This is a genomic window from Lacisediminihabitans changchengi, assembly GCF_016634425.1.
Taxonomy (GTDB): domain Bacteria; phylum Actinomycetota; class Actinomycetes; order Actinomycetales; family Microbacteriaceae; genus Lacisediminihabitans; species Lacisediminihabitans changchengi.
Genome location: NZ_JAEPES010000002.1, coordinates 249,226 through 264,671 on the forward strand (window position 1 = coordinate 249,226; position 15,446 = coordinate 264,671).

General features: G+C 66.2%; 13 protein-coding genes. 8 read left to right on the plus strand and 5 right to left on the minus strand.

Going from position 1 to position 15,446, the window contains the following annotated elements; genetic code table 11:
- Nucleotides 1-75 precede the first annotated feature (75 nt).
- Complete coding sequence (locus IV501_RS06705; RefSeq protein ID WP_200555677.1) at nt 76-1,605, plus strand: ABC transporter permease; 1,530 nt, start codon at nt 76-78, stop codon at nt 1,603-1,605.
- 46 nt (nt 1,606-1,651) lie between these two features.
- Complete coding sequence (locus tag IV501_RS06710) at nt 1,652-2,680, plus strand: ABC transporter permease (RefSeq protein WP_200555678.1); 1,029 nt, start codon at nt 1,652-1,654, stop codon at nt 2,678-2,680.
- Nucleotides 2,681-2,709: 29 nt separating this feature from the next.
- Here IV501_RS06710 and IV501_RS06715 read toward each other — a convergent pair whose 3' ends face one another.
- On the minus strand, nt 2,710-3,345 hold the full coding sequence (locus IV501_RS06715) for a PH domain-containing protein (protein ID WP_200555679.1): 636 nt from the start codon (nt 3,343-3,345) through the stop codon (nt 2,710-2,712).
- Between the two features lie 84 nt (nt 3,346-3,429).
- Here IV501_RS06715 and IV501_RS06720 point away from each other — a divergent pair, with 84 nt between their 5' ends.
- Nucleotides 3,430-5,223, plus strand: a complete 1,794-nt coding sequence (locus tag IV501_RS06720) for an ABC transporter ATP-binding protein (protein ID WP_200555680.1) — start codon at nt 3,430-3,432, stop codon at nt 5,221-5,223.
- Nucleotides 5,224-5,397: 174 nt separating this feature from the next.
- Nucleotides 5,398-7,317 (plus strand): translational GTPase TypA, encoded by a 1,920-nt coding sequence (typA, locus tag IV501_RS06725; RefSeq protein WP_200555681.1) that lies wholly within the window; start codon nt 5,398-5,400, stop codon nt 7,315-7,317.
- Nucleotides 7,318-7,384: 67 nt separating this feature from the next.
- Here the strand turns inward: typA and IV501_RS06730 are convergent, their stop codons facing one another.
- The 4 genes from IV501_RS06730 to efeU all read right to left on the minus strand — a co-directional run bounded on the left by IV501_RS06730 (nt 7,385) and on the right by efeU (nt 11,235).
- The gene (locus IV501_RS06730) at nt 7,385-7,762 is read right to left on the minus strand and encodes a hypothetical protein (RefSeq protein ID WP_200555682.1); all 378 of its coding nucleotides are present in this window, start codon (nt 7,760-7,762) and stop codon (nt 7,385-7,387) included.
- A 38-nt stretch (nt 7,763-7,800) separates the two neighbouring features.
- Nucleotides 7,801-9,042, minus strand: a complete 1,242-nt coding sequence (gene efeB, locus IV501_RS06735; RefSeq protein ID WP_200555683.1) for an iron uptake transporter deferrochelatase/peroxidase subunit — start codon at nt 9,040-9,042, stop codon at nt 7,801-7,803.
- Between the two features lie 106 nt (nt 9,043-9,148).
- Nucleotides 9,149-10,333: an iron uptake system protein EfeO gene (efeO, locus tag IV501_RS06740; RefSeq protein WP_200555684.1), complete on the minus strand. Its 1,185-nt coding sequence runs from the start codon at nt 10,331-10,333 to the stop codon at nt 9,149-9,151.
- The gene (gene efeU / locus IV501_RS06745; protein ID WP_200555685.1) at nt 10,330-11,235 is read right to left on the minus strand and encodes an iron uptake transporter permease EfeU; all 906 of its coding nucleotides are present in this window, start codon (nt 11,233-11,235) and stop codon (nt 10,330-10,332) included. The genes efeO and efeU overlap by 4 nt, the downstream gene beginning before the upstream one ends.
- 82 nt (nt 11,236-11,317) lie before the next feature.
- Between efeU and IV501_RS06750 the strand changes: the two genes are divergently transcribed.
- Genes IV501_RS06750 through IV501_RS06765 form a run of 4 tightly spaced genes read left to right on the plus strand, consistent with a single transcriptional unit; the run spans nt 11,318 to nt 15,331 of the window.
- Nucleotides 11,318-12,514 (plus strand): PIG-L family deacetylase, encoded by a 1,197-nt coding sequence (locus tag IV501_RS06750; protein WP_200555686.1) that lies wholly within the window; start codon nt 11,318-11,320, stop codon nt 12,512-12,514.
- Entirely contained in the window at nt 12,511-12,837 is a 327-nt protein-coding gene (fdxA, locus tag IV501_RS06755; RefSeq protein WP_200555687.1) for a ferredoxin, read from the plus strand. Before IV501_RS06750 ends, fdxA begins: the two co-directional genes overlap by 4 nt.
- A gap of 7 nt (nt 12,838-12,844) precedes the next feature.
- Nucleotides 12,845-13,978, plus strand: coding sequence for a succinyldiaminopimelate transaminase (gene dapC, locus IV501_RS06760; RefSeq protein WP_200555688.1), 1,134 nt, complete (start codon nt 12,845-12,847; stop codon nt 13,976-13,978).
- Between the two features lie 57 nt (nt 13,979-14,035).
- On the plus strand, nt 14,036-15,331 hold the full coding sequence (locus tag IV501_RS06765) for a citrate synthase (protein ID WP_200555689.1): 1,296 nt from the start codon (nt 14,036-14,038) through the stop codon (nt 15,329-15,331).
- Nucleotides 15,332-15,446: the final 115 nt, after the last annotated feature.

A 15,446-nucleotide genomic window follows, 5' to 3' on the forward strand; every position in this document is an offset into this window, starting at 1 on the left:
CGAAAACAGTAGATACTCGATCTCTTCAGCTTCGATATCTCCAGCTTCACAATCTCGAACAGGCAACCCCTCCCTATGGTGAGTTTTATCGCGCGACGAGTATTCGTCTCGATCCTGATTCTGATCGCGGCGTCGTTCCTCATGTACGTGCTCGCGTCGGTCGGCAACCCCCTTCAAGATCTCCAGGGCAGCAACTCGCCCAACCGGCAGTCGCTGATCGAGGCGCGAGTCCAGTCGCAGCACCTCGATCTCCCGTCGCCACTGCGCTGGGTGCTCTGGCTCGGCGGCGTCGCCAAGTGCATCGTGCCGATCGGTGGCACCTGCGACCTCGGCACCACCTTCCAGAACCAGGCCGTCATCGACCTGCTGCCCCAGGCGGTCGGCTCGACGCTGCAGCTCGTCACCACCGCGCTGATCCTCGCGATCATCCTCGGCATCGGCCTTGGCATCGTCAGCGCGCTGCGCGTCTACAGCGGATTCGACTACATCGTCACGCTGTTCAGCTTCTTCTTGTTCTCGCTGCCGTCGTTCCTGATGGCGGTGCTGCTCAAGTCGTTCGTAGCCCTCGGCTACAACAACTTCCTGGCCAAGCCGGAGATACCACCGATCACTCTCGTGGTAATCGGCCTGGTAGTCGGCGCCATCCTGCAACTCCTCGTCGGAGGTACCTGGCAGCGTCGCCTGTACTTCTTCCTCGGGGGAGCACTGGGAACCGCGCTGCTGCTGTTGTACATGCAGGCGACCGACTGGTACCTGCGTCCGTCGCTCGGCCCAGTGGGCATCATCGTGCTGTCAGCGGGCATCGGTGTCGCTCTCGTCGCACTCCTTGCGGGGCTGAACAACCGCCGAGCGCAGATCACGGCAGGCATCAATGTGGTCATCGCCATCGCCGCCTACTTCGGACTGCAGTGGCTGCTCAACATCTCCTCGTTCGGCACCCTCGTCTTCCTCGCGATCATCACCGTCGTCGTCGGCGTGGTCAGCGGTGCGATCGTCGGCGGCCACGACCGTGGTCTGATGATGCGCATCGGTGGACTCACCGCTCTGCTCACCGGCGGTCTCGTCTTGCTCGATCGGTTCATGCAGTCCTGGCACACCTACTCGGATGCCGTGGGCGGCCGCCCGATCGCCACCGTCGGCTCGCAGACCCCGAGCCTTGGCGGAGATCTCTGGATCAGCGGTCTGGACAGCTTCACCCACTTGCTGCTTCCCACGATCAGCCTGCTGCTGATCAGCTTCGCCGGCTACACCCGGTACTCGCGGGCTGGCATGCTCGAGGTGCTCAACCAGGACTACGTGCGCACCGCGCGGGCGAAGGGCCTGCCAGAGCGCACCGTGATCGTGCGTCACGCCTTCCGCAACATGCTGATTCCCCTGGCCACCCTGGTCGCGACGGATGTCGGGGCGCTCTTGGGTGGTGCGATCATCACCGAGAACGTCTTCGCCATCAGCGGTACCGGGCAACTCTTCAATGCCGGTCTGTCTCGTACCGATGTCAACCCGATCATGGGGTACTTCCTCGTGATCGCCGTCACGGCGATCGCCTTCAACTTCCTCGCGGACCTCGCCTATGCGGCATTGGACCCCCGGGTGCGTGTCCGATGAGCCGCCCCGACACCGCGACGAACATTTCTGTGCCGAAGGGAACATCATGAGCACAATCCAGGGCAGTCCCCTCGAACCCGAGATCAGCGGCGGACTCGGCGCCGCCGAGAGCGGCTCCGGCGGGCGCGGCGAGAGCCAGGGCCGGATCGTCTTCAAACGGTTCCTCGGCAACAAGATCTCCGTTGTCGCGCTGATCCTCTTCGTGGTGATCATCGTCTTCTCCATCTCCGCGATCGGCCTCGGCCCGATTCCCGGCTGGTGGCACTTCCCGTATAGCCAGCTCAATCCGCAGCTCAGCGGGGGATCGCCGACCAGCGTGCATCCGTTCGGTCAGGATCGGCTCGGACGTGACTACTTCGCGCTGAACATGCGCGGCGTGCAGAACTCGGTTCTTGTCATGCTGGTCATCGGCCTGCTCGCGACGGTGCTCGGCGTCGTCGTCGGAGCGGTCGCCGGCTACTTCCGCGGCTGGGTCGATGCGGTGCTGATGCGTATCACCGACGTCTTCATCGTCATTCCGGCCCTGGTGATCGGTGCCGTCGTCGGTAAGTCGTCCAACGGACTCGGCGCGTTCGGCCTGGCGGTGCTGCTCGGTCTGGTGTCGTGGATGGTCATCGCCCGACTGGTGCGCGGTGAGTTCCTCACCCTGCGTGAGCGTGAGTTCGTGGAGGCTGCTCGGGTCGCCGGTGCGTCGGACGGTCGCATCATCTTCCGCCACATCCTGCCGAACGCCATCGGTGTCATCATCGTCTCGTCGACCCTGCTGATCGCCTCCGCCATCCTGCTCGAAACCGCGATCAGCTACCTCGGATACGGCATCAAGTCGCCCGACTCCTCGCTCGGTCTGCTCATCGGCTCGAATCAGTCTGCCTTCTCGACCCGTCCGTGGCTGTTCTGGTGGCCCGCGACCTTCATCGTGCTGCTGGCGCTGTGCGTCAACTTCGTCGGAGACGGCCTGCGCGACGCGTTCGACCCTCAGCAGCGCCGATTCAGCCTGCGTCGCACCAAGGAGAACGACGAGGTCAGCGCAGCGCAACCGCTTCTCTCGGACGACCTGCCGAGTGGGCGTGCGTAGTGCTCGTCCTGGACTCGGATGGCGCGGTGTCAGCCCATCGCGGCGGTGACGACCGTCGCGATCAGGAGCAGCGCCATGCCGGCGTCAAGCGCCCAGTGCCAGCGCACCTGCACGGCGACGGTCTCGGCGATACCAGCCTCGACCCGGCCGGACTCGACCAGCTCGTTCCAGCGTTCGCGCACCAGGTAGGCGGCCTCGCCGGACTCGGTAGTGATGAGATCGCCGGGGCGGGAACGGTTGCCCAGCGCCGCGGTCTGGGACTCGGTGCCGTGACGGCGCTCGGCTCGTCGCGCGACGGCGATGCCGGTGCGACCGGGAGCCGGTGCCGCCCACACGCCGTAGCTGCCTCTCGGCGTGCGCAGGGTCAGCGAGAACTTGGTGTCGACGTCGATCAGCGCACTCCACGGGATGACCACGGTACGCAGAACGTTGACCGCAGTGACGGCATCGTCGTCGACCGTCAGATGCGGTCGCCAGAGCACCGCGTATGCGGCAAGAGCGATCAGCGCGAGCGGAAGAACGATGCGCGCCGCGCTCAGGTCGACCAGCAGACCGGCCACCGCGCTCGTGACCAGCGCGAATGCGGTCAGCACCCAGGCTACGACCGCGAGAATGCGGTTGAACCGCGAGTGAAAGCTTTCGCGGGCGCTATCGGTTTTGTGCATTCCTTCATCCTTGCAGCATCCGCTGAGCCCCTCGCGGCCCAGCTCACAGTCACGGCCGCGCCGGCCAGAAAGGGAGCGATCTAAGTGGACGCCACCCCGAAGACCCCCGTTCTCGAGATCTCCGACCTGAGCGTCGACTTCGCGGTCGACAACGTCTGGGTTCCCGCGGTCAAGAAGCTCAACTACACGATCCGCTCCGGAGAGGTCATGGCTCTGGTCGGCGAGTCAGGGTCGGGCAAGAGCGTCAGCTCGATGTCGATCCTCGACCTGCTGCCCAAGAACAGCCGCGTGTCCGGCAGCATCAAGCTCAACGGCGTCGAACTGCGCGACGCGAAGCCCGCCCAGCTGCGCGATGTCCGCGGTAAGGATGTCGCGGTGATCTTCCAGGAGCCGATGACGGCCCTGAACCCCGTTTTCACCGTCGGCTTCCAGATCGTCGAGACGCTGCGTCTGCACTTCGGCATGTCGCCCTCGCAGGCGAAGGAGCGGGCCATCGAGCTGCTCGCGCTGGTCGAGCTTCCCGACCCGGTAAAGGCATACAACTCCTACCCCCACCAGCTCTCCGGCGGTCAGCGTCAGCGCGCCATGATCGCGCAGTCGATCTCGTGTGACCCGAAGCTGCTGATCGCCGACGAGCCCACGACCGCGCTCGACGTGACGGTGCAGGCCGAGATCCTCGACCTCATCCGCAGCCTCCGCGACCGGCTGGGCAGCGCCGTGCTGCTGATCACCCACGACATGGGGGTCGTCGCCGACATCGCCGACCACATCGCCGTCATGCGCAAGGGTGAGGTCGTCGAGGCCGGCCCGTCGCTCGAGATCTTCCGCAACCCGAAGCACCCGTACACGCAGGCGCTGCTCGCCGCCGTGCCTCACCTCGGTCAGGGCAACGCCGGCGACGACGAGATCGACATGACAGTCGCGCTTGCCACCATGGCCGAGGGTGACGGCGCCGTGCTTAGCGACGACCTGCGCCAGCGGATCGAGACCAACGAGCGCATCGCCGCCGAGGCCGCGAGGGCTGCCGAGGCCCTGCTCGCCTCGGTGCCGGTCGTGCTCGATTTTCAGGATGTCGTGATCGAGTACCCGGGGCGCGGGCGGGTCAAGGCGTTCCGTGCCGTCGACCACGTCGACCTGCAGGTTCACGCCGGTGAGGTCATGGGCCTCGTCGGCGAGTCAGGCTCCGGCAAGACCACCCTGGGACGCGCTGCCATCGGCCTGCTGCCGATCACCGAGGGCAAGCTCGACGTCGTCGGCACCGATATCTCGAAGCCGACCCGCCGACTGGTTCGCGACGTGCACCGCAAGGCGGGAATCGTCTTCCAGGACCCGGCGTCGTCGCTCAACCCGCGTATGACGATCGGCCAGAGCATCGGCGAGCCGCTCATGCTCGCGCAGGGCACCAAGGGTGAGCCCCTCGAGCGCGAGGTGAAGGCGCTGCTCAGCTCGGTCGAGCTGCCGAACTCCTACTACAGCCGTTACCCGCACGAACTCTCCGGCGGCCAGAAGCAGCGCGTGGGTATCGCCCGCGCGCTGGCGCTCAAGCCCTCGCTGCTGATCGCTGACGAGCCGACCTCCGCTCTCGACGTCTCGGTGCAGGCGACGGTGCTCGAGCTTCTGAAGACGCTCCAGCGCGAGTTCCAGTTCGCCTGCCTGTTCATCACCCACGACCTCGCGGTCATCGACGTGCTGGCCGACCGCATCGCGGTGATGCACAACGGAAAGCTTGCCGAGGTGGGAACGCGCGACGAGATCCTGCGCAACCCGAAGGACGCGTACACGCAGCGTCTCATCGCGGCTGTTCCGCTGCCTGACCCCGAGATCCAGCGCGACCGGCGCGAGCTGCGCGCGAAGATCATGGCGGCCGGTGCGGAGTGACGCTGACGCGGTAGCTGTGGAATACATGGACGTCCCCAGCGGTTCTACCGTGTAAATAGGGCGAAGTGCCCCTGCGCGATAGACTTGCCTTGCGGCATGCCCGATTGCGTGCCAGCTCCTCGTCGGTAGCAGCGACTCTGTCATCGGCCACTCTCCTCAAAAGGAACTACTTCTATGGCTATCGCCACTCGTAATGACCTGCGCAACGTGGCTATCGTCGCGCACGTCGACCACGGTAAGACCACCCTCGTCGACGCAATGCTCCGCCAGACCAACTCCTTCGCCGCCCACGCGCACCTCGAAGAGCGTGCCATGGACTCCAACGACCTCGAGCGCGAGAAGGGCATCACGATTCTCGCGAAGAACACCGCGGTCTCATACGCCGGCATCCACGCCGCCGAGCACGGTGGCGACGGCCCGATCGTCATCAACGTGATCGACACCCCCGGCCACGCCGACTTCGGTGGTGAGGTCGAGCGCGGCCTCAGTATGGTCGACGGCGTCGTGCTCCTCGTCGACGCGAGCGAGGGCCCGCTGCCGCAGACCCGCTTCGTGCTCCGCAAGGCGCTCGAGTCGAACCTGCCCGTCATCCTGCTGGTCAACAAGACCGACCGTCCGGATGCCCGCATCGACGAGGTCGTCGGAGAGAGCCAGGACCTGCTCCTCGGCCTCGCCAGCGATATGGCCGACGAGCATCCCGACCTCGACCTGGACGCGATCCTCGACGTTCCCGTCGTGTACGCCTCCGGCCGCAACGGTGCCGCGAGCTGGAACAAGCCCGCCAACGGCGAGCTTCCGGACAACGACGACCTCGAGCCGCTGTTCGATGCGATCCTCAAGCACATCCCGGCGCCGACCTACGACGACGAGGCGCCCCTCCAGGCCCACGTCACCAACCTCGACTCCTCCCCGTTCCTCGGCCGCCTCGCGCTGCTGCGCATCTTCAACGGCACGCTGAAGAAGGGCCAGACCGTCGCCTGGGTCAAGAACGATGGCAGCGTGCACAACGTGCGCGTCACCGAGCTCCTGATCACCAAGGCGCTCGACCGCTTCCCGACCGATTCCGCGGGCCCCGGCGACATCGTCGCCGTCGCCGGCTTCGAGGACATCACCATTGGTGAGACCTTGGCCGACCCGGACGACGTTCGCCCGCTGCCGACCATCACGGTCGACGACCCCGCGATCTCCATGACCATCGGCACCAACACGTCGCCGTTGATCGGCAAGATCAAGGGCCACAAGCTCACCGCGCGCATGGTCAAGGACCGTCTCGACCGCGAGCTGGTCGGTAACATCTCGATCAAGCTCGTCGACATCGGACGCCCGGACGCCTGGGAGGTTCAGGGTCGTGGCGAGCTTGCTCTCGCCATCCTGGTCGAGCAGATGCGTCGCGAGGGCTTCGAGCTGACCGTCGGCAAGCCGCAGGTGGTCGTGAAGCAGATCGACGGCAAGGTGCACGAGCCCTTCGAGCACCTCACCACCGATGCTCCCGAGGAGTACCTCGGCGCGATCACGCAGCTCCTCGCCGCCCGCAAGGGTCGCATGGAGGGCATGTCGAACCACGGCACCGGCTGGGTTCGCATGGAGTTCGTCGTCCCCTCGCGCGGCCTCATCGGTTTCCGTACCGAGTTCCTCACCATCACCCGTGGTGCCGGTATCGCCAACGCCGTCTCGCACGGCTACGAGCCATGGGCCGGCGAGATCACGACCCGTACCAACGGCTCGATCGTCGCTGACCGCGCCGGTGTTGCCACTCCGTTCGCCATGACCGCTCTCCAGGAGCGCATGTCCTTCTTCGTGGAGCCCACGCAGGAGGTCTACGAAGGCATGGTCGTCGGTGAGAACTCGCGTGCAGACGACATGGACGTGAACATCACCAAGGAGAAGCAGCTCACCAACATGCGCCAGTCCACCTCGGATACCTTCGAGCGCATGACCCCCTCGCGTCGCCTGACGCTCGAGGAGTGCCTCGAGTTCGCCCGCGAGGACGAGTGCGTCGAGGTCACGCCGGAGTTCGTGCGCATCCGCAAGGTCGAGCTGGACGCCAACGCGCGTGCCCGCAAGACCTCGCGCCTGAAGAAGCAGAACGCCTAAGTCTCAGCAACACACGAGCCCGCCAGCACCGAGAGATGCTGGCGGGCTCGTTGTCGTTAAGCGATGGCTACGAGCCGCCGATGGTGATGCCGGTCCAGTTGTATGGCGGATTCGGGCTGGCCATCGCCGCGGGATCCTTCTGAAAGTGCGGGTCGGGCTTGCCGGGAGCGGACGAGGGCGAGTGGATGTCGCGGGCGACGGCCCGCCGCATCCGTAGTCCCGCGATCAGCACGATCGCACCACCGACCAGTGCAAGCGAGCCAACCTCAACCAGCACGATGCCGGCCGTCGAGCTCGCCGTCACCAGGATCGTGATGCCGCTCGGCACCATGAACCAGGCGGCGGCGAAGAGCATGACGGCAATGACCACGAGCGCTGTGGACAGTCGGCGGCGACTGCGGAGTGATTCGTCGTGGGCGATGGCAGAACGGAGATCGGCATCCATGCCCTGAGCATAGCTCCGTTTATTTCGGGCGTCGATGGTCAGGCGAACAGCTCGGCGCCGACGTAGCTTCCTGGCTTGGCTCCGGGCGGCACCGCGAAGATGCCGGAACCGACGTGCCGGATGTACTCGTTCAGTGCATCGTGCCCGGCCAGGCTCTGCTGCACCCGCACGAACTGCGAGGCGGGGTCGCGCTGGAACGCGATGAAGAACAGTCCGGCGTTGAGTCGACCCAGGTCGTCGTTGCCGTCGACGAAGTTGTAGCCGCGTCGCAGCAGCAATGCTCCCTTGTTCTGGTCGGGGTGGGCAAGCCTCACGTGCGCGTCCCGGTCGATCAGGGTGGAGCCCAAGGCCTTCGCGTGGAAGTCCGGCTCGGTGAACTCCTTGCCGCCGCTCAGCGGTGCGCCCTCGCCCTTGTTGCGGCCGATCACTCGCTCCTGCTCGCGCAGCGACGTGCGGTCCCACGGTTCGATGAGCATGCGGATCTTGCGGGCAACGAGGTACGAGCCTCCCGTCATCCAGGACGCAGAGTCGCCGCGCGGCACCCAGACGTGCTCGTCGACCTGTGTGGTGTCTTCGGCCTTCACGTTGGCCGTACCGTCTTTGAAGCCGAACAGGTTGCGCGGCGTGACCTGGTCACGAGTGGTCGACGAGGTGCGACCGAAGCCGAGTTGCGACCAGCGGATGGAGGCGCGCCCGAACGCGATCCTGGACAGGTTGCGGATGGCGTGCACGGCCACCTGCGGGTCGTCGCTGCACGCTTGAATGCAGAGATCGCCGCCGCTGAGCGCCGCCTCGAGCGCGTCACCGGCGAAGTGCGGCAGGTCGATCAGCTCGGTGGGCCGCTTGCCGGCGAGTCCGAACCGGCCGTCGAACAGCGATGGACCGAAGCCGAAGGTGATGGTCAGCCCGGATGGCGGCAGGTCGAGCGCCTCACCTGTGTCGTCCGCCGGGGCGTCGAGAGGGCCGCCGACGGCACCGGTGCCGACCGTCTTGCCCGCTGTCATCTGTGCCGCTGCGGCCGTCCAGTCCTTCAGCAGAGAGATCAGCTCGGAACGATCGGAGCCGTCGACGTCGAAGCTGGCGAAGTGCAGCCGATCCTGCGCCGCGGTGGTGATGCCCGACTGGTGCTCACCGTAGAACGGATAGACCGCTGCCGCTCCCGAGGTGCCGGATGCCGTGGCCGGCGCGATCGCGAAATGGTCGATCCCGATCCCCGCCCCGGTTCCTACGACGACGCCGGCCCCCGCGAGTCCGAGGAGCCCGCGGCGACTGAGCGTCACGCCGCGGTCATCCGTCGTCGGGGTTGGCGGCGCGGTTGAGGCGCCTCCGTCAGCGGAGGACGGGGTAGCGGAGGACGGCGTGGAGGTACGCTTTTTGCGGATCAAATTACTTCAACACCACGGCGGTGAGCTTGGAAAGCGGCTCGGCCAGGGCATTGACCTGGTCTGACAACTGCTTGATCTGGTCGGTCGACAGGTCGTTGTAGAGCGCGTAGCCGCTGTCGAGCGAGCCGTACTGGCCGAGCGTCGTCGAGAGGGTGGCGAAGTCAGCGTCGATCTGGCTGACCAGCTTCTTTCCGGCCGCGCCCTTTCCCTCGGCGATGTCGCGCACGTTCTCGAAGGAGACCTTTGCGCCCTCGATGTTGGCCTGGAAGTCCCAGAGGTCGGTGTGCGAGAAGGTCTCTTCTTCACCGGTGATCTTGCCGGTGGCGACCTCGTCCATGAGCGCGATGGCGCCATTGCTCACGTCGCCGAGGGTGACGCTGAAGCTCGTGTCATAGAACAGCTCGTAGAGCTTCTTCGTGTCGCTGTTCAGCTTGTCGCCGAGGGTCTTGCGCTCGTCGGCGGTGAGCGGCGTGTAGCCGGCCGGAGCCCAGAGGTCTTTCTCCATGCGGTGCCAGCCCGTCCAGGTGGCTCCGGCGTCGAGGTCGGCCTCACGGATGTCGAGGTCGGTGTCGAGGTCGGGGAACTTCTCGGCCAGCGGCTCGATGCGCTCGTAGTGGGCGCGAGCGGCGGGGTAGAGCTTCTTCGCCGTGGCGACGTCGCCCGATTCGAATGCGGCGACGAAGGTCTGGGTGTCGGTGACCAGTTCGCCGACCTGGTCTTTGGCGTATGACACGTACTGGGCGACCGCGCCGGCGATCGCCTTCTTGTCACTGGCCGGCACGATCTTCGCGCCCGAGTCGGTGACCGTGAACTTGGTCTCGCCGACGCCCGCACCGACCATGCCCGGCTTACAGCTCGTGTAGTAGGTGCCTGGCTCGAGCTGGGCGACGTACTTGGGCGTCGTGCCTGGCCCGACATTCTCCTTCTCACCGATGATGCGGAGCTTGTCCTCGGCGACGATCTCGAACTCCGAGACATCCGATCCGGAGTTGGAGATCGTGAAGGTGATCGCGCCGCTCGGTGCGGTAGTGGCGGAGAGGTCGCAGGCGTTGTCAGAAGCCGCGACGTTCACCGTCGTCGCCGATGCGCCCGAGGAGGCGTTCTGATTGTTGGGCACGCATCCGGTCAGGATGAGGGCGAGGGCGCCTGCCGCCGCGGCTCCGGCGATGAGGTGCTGGTACTTCATTGGTGCTCTCCTGCTGTTGAGGGCTGCTGTGCTGGCGCGAGGGCGGATGCCGTCTGGGACGGGGACGTCTGCGCTGTCGAGGGCTTCGGGGTGCCAACCTGTGGGCGACGGTGCTGGTGGATGAACGCGGGGACCGTCACCGCCAGATACAGCGCCCAGACGATGACCTGCGCCCAGCTCGGGTTCGGGTTGAAGTTGACGATGCCCTGCAGCACCGTTCCGTACCAGCTGCTCGCCGGGATCGCCGCGCTGAAGTCCCAGGCCTTGGCCGATCCTCCAGGGATCAGGCCTGCCTCCTGCAGATCGCCGATGCCGTATGCCAGTACTCCGGCCGCGACGATAATGAGGAAGCCGCCGGTCCAGGTGAAGAACTTTCCGAGATTGATGCGCACGAAACCGCGAAAGATCAGAACCTCGATCACGACGGCGGCGAGGATGCCGAGCAGCGCTCCAAGAGCGGGGATGACGGTGTCTGGGCTCGACGCGACGCTTGCCCAGATAAACAGGGCGGTCTCGATTCCTTCCCGGCCGACCGAGAGGAAGGCGAGAACGACGATTCCCCAGCCCGCGCCCATGAGAGCGAGGTCCATGCGGTTCTCGAGGTCGTGCTTGAGGCTGCGCGCGGTCTTCGCCATCCAGAAGATCATCCAGGTGACGAATCCGACGGCGACCACCGACAGCCCGCCGCCGATCGCCTCTTGCGCCTGGAAGGACAGACCGTACGGCCCCCAGGTGAGGATCGCGCCCACGCCGAGAGAGACCAGGACCGCAATGGCGATGCCGATCCAGATGCGGGGGAGCACGTCGCCGCGCTTCACCTTGACGACATAGGCGATGAGGATGCCGACGACGAGAGCGGCCTCAAGGCCTTCACGCAGGCCGATCAAAAAGTTGGGGAGCACGGGATCAATTCACTCTGAGACGGGGATTGGTAAGGCTTACCTTACCGGGTCGACTCTAATCGGAGAGCAATATCCTGTCCACATGGCGCGAGACGACATTCAGGCGATCGACAGCGAACGGGTGGTGTTCGTCCACGCGCATCCCGACGACGAGAGCATCACCACCGGGGGCGCCATCGCCACCCTGGTCGACCGCGGCGCGACGGTGACGGTGGTGACCTGCACCCGGGGCGAGCACGGTGAGGTCGTGCCGCTCGACATCCGTTCTCTGCAGGGCGACGGCCCGGCGCTCGCCGAGCACCGCGCCAGCGAGCTCGCCGCTGCGCTGGCCGTTCTCGGCGTTTCTGACCATCGCTTCCTGGGCGAGCGCAACGCCCGCTGGGCGGACCGGGAGCCGCGAACCTACCTCGACTCGGGGATGCAGTGGGGCCGATCCGGTGCGATGCCGCTCGATGTCGTCGTCGACGACTCCCTCTCCGCCGCGGACTTCGGCGAGGTCGCCGCCGACATCGCCACCGTCATCGATCAGACCAAGGCCACCGCCGTGGTGAGTTACGACGGCACGGGCGGCTACGGGCATCCCGACCACATTCGCGCCGCCGAGGCCGCCCAGCGCGCCGCCGACGTGATGGGCATTCCGTTCTTCGCCGTGCAGCCCGACGGCACTGCGGGGGAGCTGACTCTGGATGTTCGCCCCGTCTTCGATCGAAAACGTGCGGCCATGGCGGCCCACCGTAGCCAGCTCGCCATCGACGGGGACAATTTCACACTCTCGACAGGACCGGCGCGCGCCATCGGTGTGAGCGAGTCGTTTTCTCGGGTGCGGGAGGCAGCGCAGCATCCGCCGGTGTGGAAAGAGCAGTCGCTCAGCGTGAAGATCTTCGTGTATGTGCTCGCTCTCGTCGTCGGTGCCGCCCTGGGTGGGGTGTCGACGGTGGAGCACCAATTCAGCGTGATGATCGGCTCGTGGCCGGCCCCGGTCGGGGCGGTCGTGAGTGTGGCGGTAGCCGCGGCGCTGTTCGTCGGTGCGCGTCTCGCCTTCGGGGAGCGACTGGTGCCGCTGTTCGCCGCCATCGGCTTCATCGGTGTGGTGGGGTTGCTGTCGGTGCCGGGCACCGGGGGATCCGTGCTGGTGCCGGCAAACCCCGCGGGCTATGCGCTCACCTATGGGCCGGCCGTGATCGCACTGGTCGTGCTCGCCTGGCCTGCGCCGGGCACCTTCTCTCGCCACGATAAGCTGGACAGACCTGCTCAACCGAAGGGAACTCCCGCCTCGTGACCTATGTCATCGCCCTCCCGTGCGTGGATGTCAAAGACCGTGCCTGCATCGACGAGTGCCCCGTCGACTGCATCTACGAAGGCGATCGGATGCTCTACATCCACCCCGACGAGTGCGTCGATTGCGGTGCCTGCGAGCCGGTGTGCCCCGTAGAGGCGATCTACTACGAAGACGACCTGCCCGAGAAGTGGGCGGACTACTACAAGGCGAATGTCGAGTTCTTCTCTGAGATCGGCTCGCCCGGCGGCGCCTCCAAGGTGGGCGTGATCCACCACGATCACCAGGTCATCACCGCTCTGCCGCCGCAGGGTCCCGCGGCCTAGCCCGCACATGCCGCGCACCCCGCTGCAGCTTCCCGACTTTCCCTGGGATTCGCTCGAGCCGTTTGCGGCGCGCGCCAAATCCCACCCCGGCGGCATCGTCGACCTTTCCGTCGGATCGCCGGTGGACCCGACGCCGGCGATCATCCGTGAGTCGCTCGCGCTGGCGACAGACGCCCACTCCTATCCGGCGACCGCCGGCAGCGTCGCCCTCCGCGAGGCGATCGTCTCGTGGTACGCGCGCCGCCGCAACGTCACCGACCTGAGCGTCGCCAACGTGCTGCCGACGATCGGCTCGAAGGAGCTCATCGCCGGGCTCGCCCTCTGGCTCGGGCTCGGGCCGGGGGATGTCGTGGTGCAGCCCGCGCGTGCATACCCGACCTACGCGGTGGGAGCAGCCCTGGTCGGCGCGACGGTCGTCGCCAGCGATGACCCGGCGGAGTGGCCGGAGGGAACCCGGCTCATCTGGATCAACAGCCCCGGAAACCCGAACGGCCGGATCATGGATGTCGCGCAGCTCCGTTCAGCGGTGGCCCGGGCCCGTGAGCTCGGGGCGATCATCGTCAGCGACGAGTGCTACGCCGAGCTCGCCTGGGAAGCCCCGTATGCGACCGAGGCAGGTCGCAGTCTCGCGACCCCGAGCATCCTCGACCCGCGAGTCATCGCGGGAGACCGCAGTTCAGTACTCAGCGTCTATTCGCTGAGCAAGCAGTCGAATCTCGCCGGTTACCGTGCCGGATTCGTGGCTGGCTGCGGTGAACTCATCGCCGAACTGCTCGCCGTGCGCAAGAATCTCGGGCTGATGCCGCCCGCGCCCGTGCAGGTCGCCATGGTGACCGCGCTCGGCGACGACGCGCACGTCGATGCCCAGCGCGCGCTCTACCGTGCGCGCCGCGACCTGCTGAAGCCCGCCGTCGAGGGCGCCGGGCTCCGTGTCGACGACAGCGCGGGGGGCCTGTATCTGTGGGCGACCGCCGGCGAGGACGCCTGGCGCACGGTCGAACGCCTGGCCGACCTCGGCATCCTGGTGGCCCCTGGCTCGTACTATGGTGACGAAACCTCGCAGCATGTTCGTATCGCGCTGACGGCCAGCGACGAGTCGATCGCCACCGCGGTCGCGCGATTGGCCACTCTCTCCAACTGACGCATCGGTGCATTGTCGAATACGACGATGGACGTCGCTCACCTTTAGGCTGTATCCGTGAACGAAGCCGTTAATGACGCCCAGAAGGCGACTCTCAGTTTTCCCGGCGGAAGCGCGGAGTTCCCCATCCGACAGAGTGTTGATGGTGCATCCAGCATCGACATCTCGACCCTGACCAAGCAGACCGGGCTCACCACGCTCGACTACGGCTTCGTCAACACCGCAGCCACGAAGAGTGCGATCACCTACATCGACGGGGACGCGGGCATCCTGCGCTACCGCGGCTACGCAATCGAGGATGTCGCGGCCAACTCCACCTACCTGGAGACGGCCTGGCTGCTGATATACGGTTCGCTGCCGACGCCGACCGAGCTCGCGGGCTTCGAGAACCGCGTTCGCCGCCACACCCTCCTGCACGAAGATCTGCGCCGGTTCTTCGACGCCCTGCCGCACACGGCGCATCCGATGTCGGTGTTGTCGAGCGCGGTATCTGCGCTGTCGACGTATTACGAAGACTCGCTCAGCATTCACGATCCGGAGCAGGTCGAGCTGTCGACCATCCGTCTGCTGGCGAAGCTGCCGGTGATCGCGGCCTATGCGCACAAGAAGAGCCTCGGTCAGGCGTTTCTCTACCCGGACAACAGCCTGAGCTTCGTCGACAACTTCCTCAAGCTGAACTTCGGCACGAAGGCGGAACCCTACGAGGTGAACCCGGTTGTGTCGAAGGCGCTCGAGCGCTTGCTCATCCTGCACGAAGACCATGAGCAGAACGCATCGACGTCGACCGTGCGACTCGTCGGATCGACGCAGGCGAACATCTTCGCGTCGATCTCGGCGGGCATCAATGCGCTGTACGGGCCGGCCCACGGCGGCGCCAATGAGGCGGTGCTCACGATGCTGCAGCAGATCAAAGACAGCGGCGAGTCGGTCGAGAAGTTCGTCGAGCGGGTGAAGAACAAGGAAGACGGCGTGCGGCTCATGGGCTTCGGGCACCGCGTCTACAAGAACTTCGACCCGCGGGCGAAGTTGGTCAAGGAGAGCGCCGACGAGGTGCTCGCCGCGCTCGGTGTGCAAGACGACCTGCTCGACATCGCCAAGGAGCTCGAGGCCGTGGCACTGGCGGACGACTACTTCATCCAGCGCAAGCTGTACCCGAATGTCGACTTCTACACCGGCGTCATCTACAAGGCGATGGGCTTCCCGCCGCGCATGTTCACCGTGCTGTTCGCCATCGGGCGCCTGCCCGGCTGGATCGCGCACTGGCGCGAGATGAACCAAGACCCGGCCACCAAGATCGGCCGCCCGCAGCAGCTCTACATCGGCGAGCCCGAGCGCGCCTGGCCCTCCGCGTAGCAACGGCTGCCCGGCTATCGTCCGCAGACGCCCGCGGTGGTCAGACGCCCGCGGTGGTCAGGCATCCGCGGTGGTCAGACGCCCGCGGTGGTCAGGCATCCGCGGTGGTTCCTGT

Bases quoted from the DNA above. Each gene is read 5' to 3' on its own strand.
- IV501_RS06705 (WP_200555677.1), top strand. From the start codon at position 76: ATGGTGAGTTTTATCGCGCGACGAGTATTCGTCTCGATCCTGATTCTG.
- IV501_RS06710 (WP_200555678.1), top strand. From the start codon at position 1,652: ATGAGCACAATCCAGGGCAGTCCCCTCGAACCCGAGATCAGCGGCGGA.
- IV501_RS06715 (WP_200555679.1), bottom strand. From the start codon at position 3,345: ATGCACAAAACCGATAGCGCCCGCGAAAGCTTTCACTCGCGGTTCAAC.
- typA (WP_200555681.1), top strand. From the start codon at position 5,398: ATGGCTATCGCCACTCGTAATGACCTGCGCAACGTGGCTATCGTCGCG.
- IV501_RS06730 (WP_200555682.1), bottom strand. From the start codon at position 7,762: ATGGATGCCGATCTCCGTTCTGCCATCGCCCACGACGAATCACTCCGC.
- efeO (WP_200555684.1), bottom strand. From the start codon at position 10,333: ATGAAGTACCAGCACCTCATCGCCGGAGCCGCGGCGGCAGGCGCCCTC.
- IV501_RS06750 (WP_200555686.1), top strand. From the start codon at position 11,318: ATGGCGCGAGACGACATTCAGGCGATCGACAGCGAACGGGTGGTGTTC.
- dapC (WP_200555688.1), top strand. From the start codon at position 12,845: ATGCCGCGCACCCCGCTGCAGCTTCCCGACTTTCCCTGGGATTCGCTC.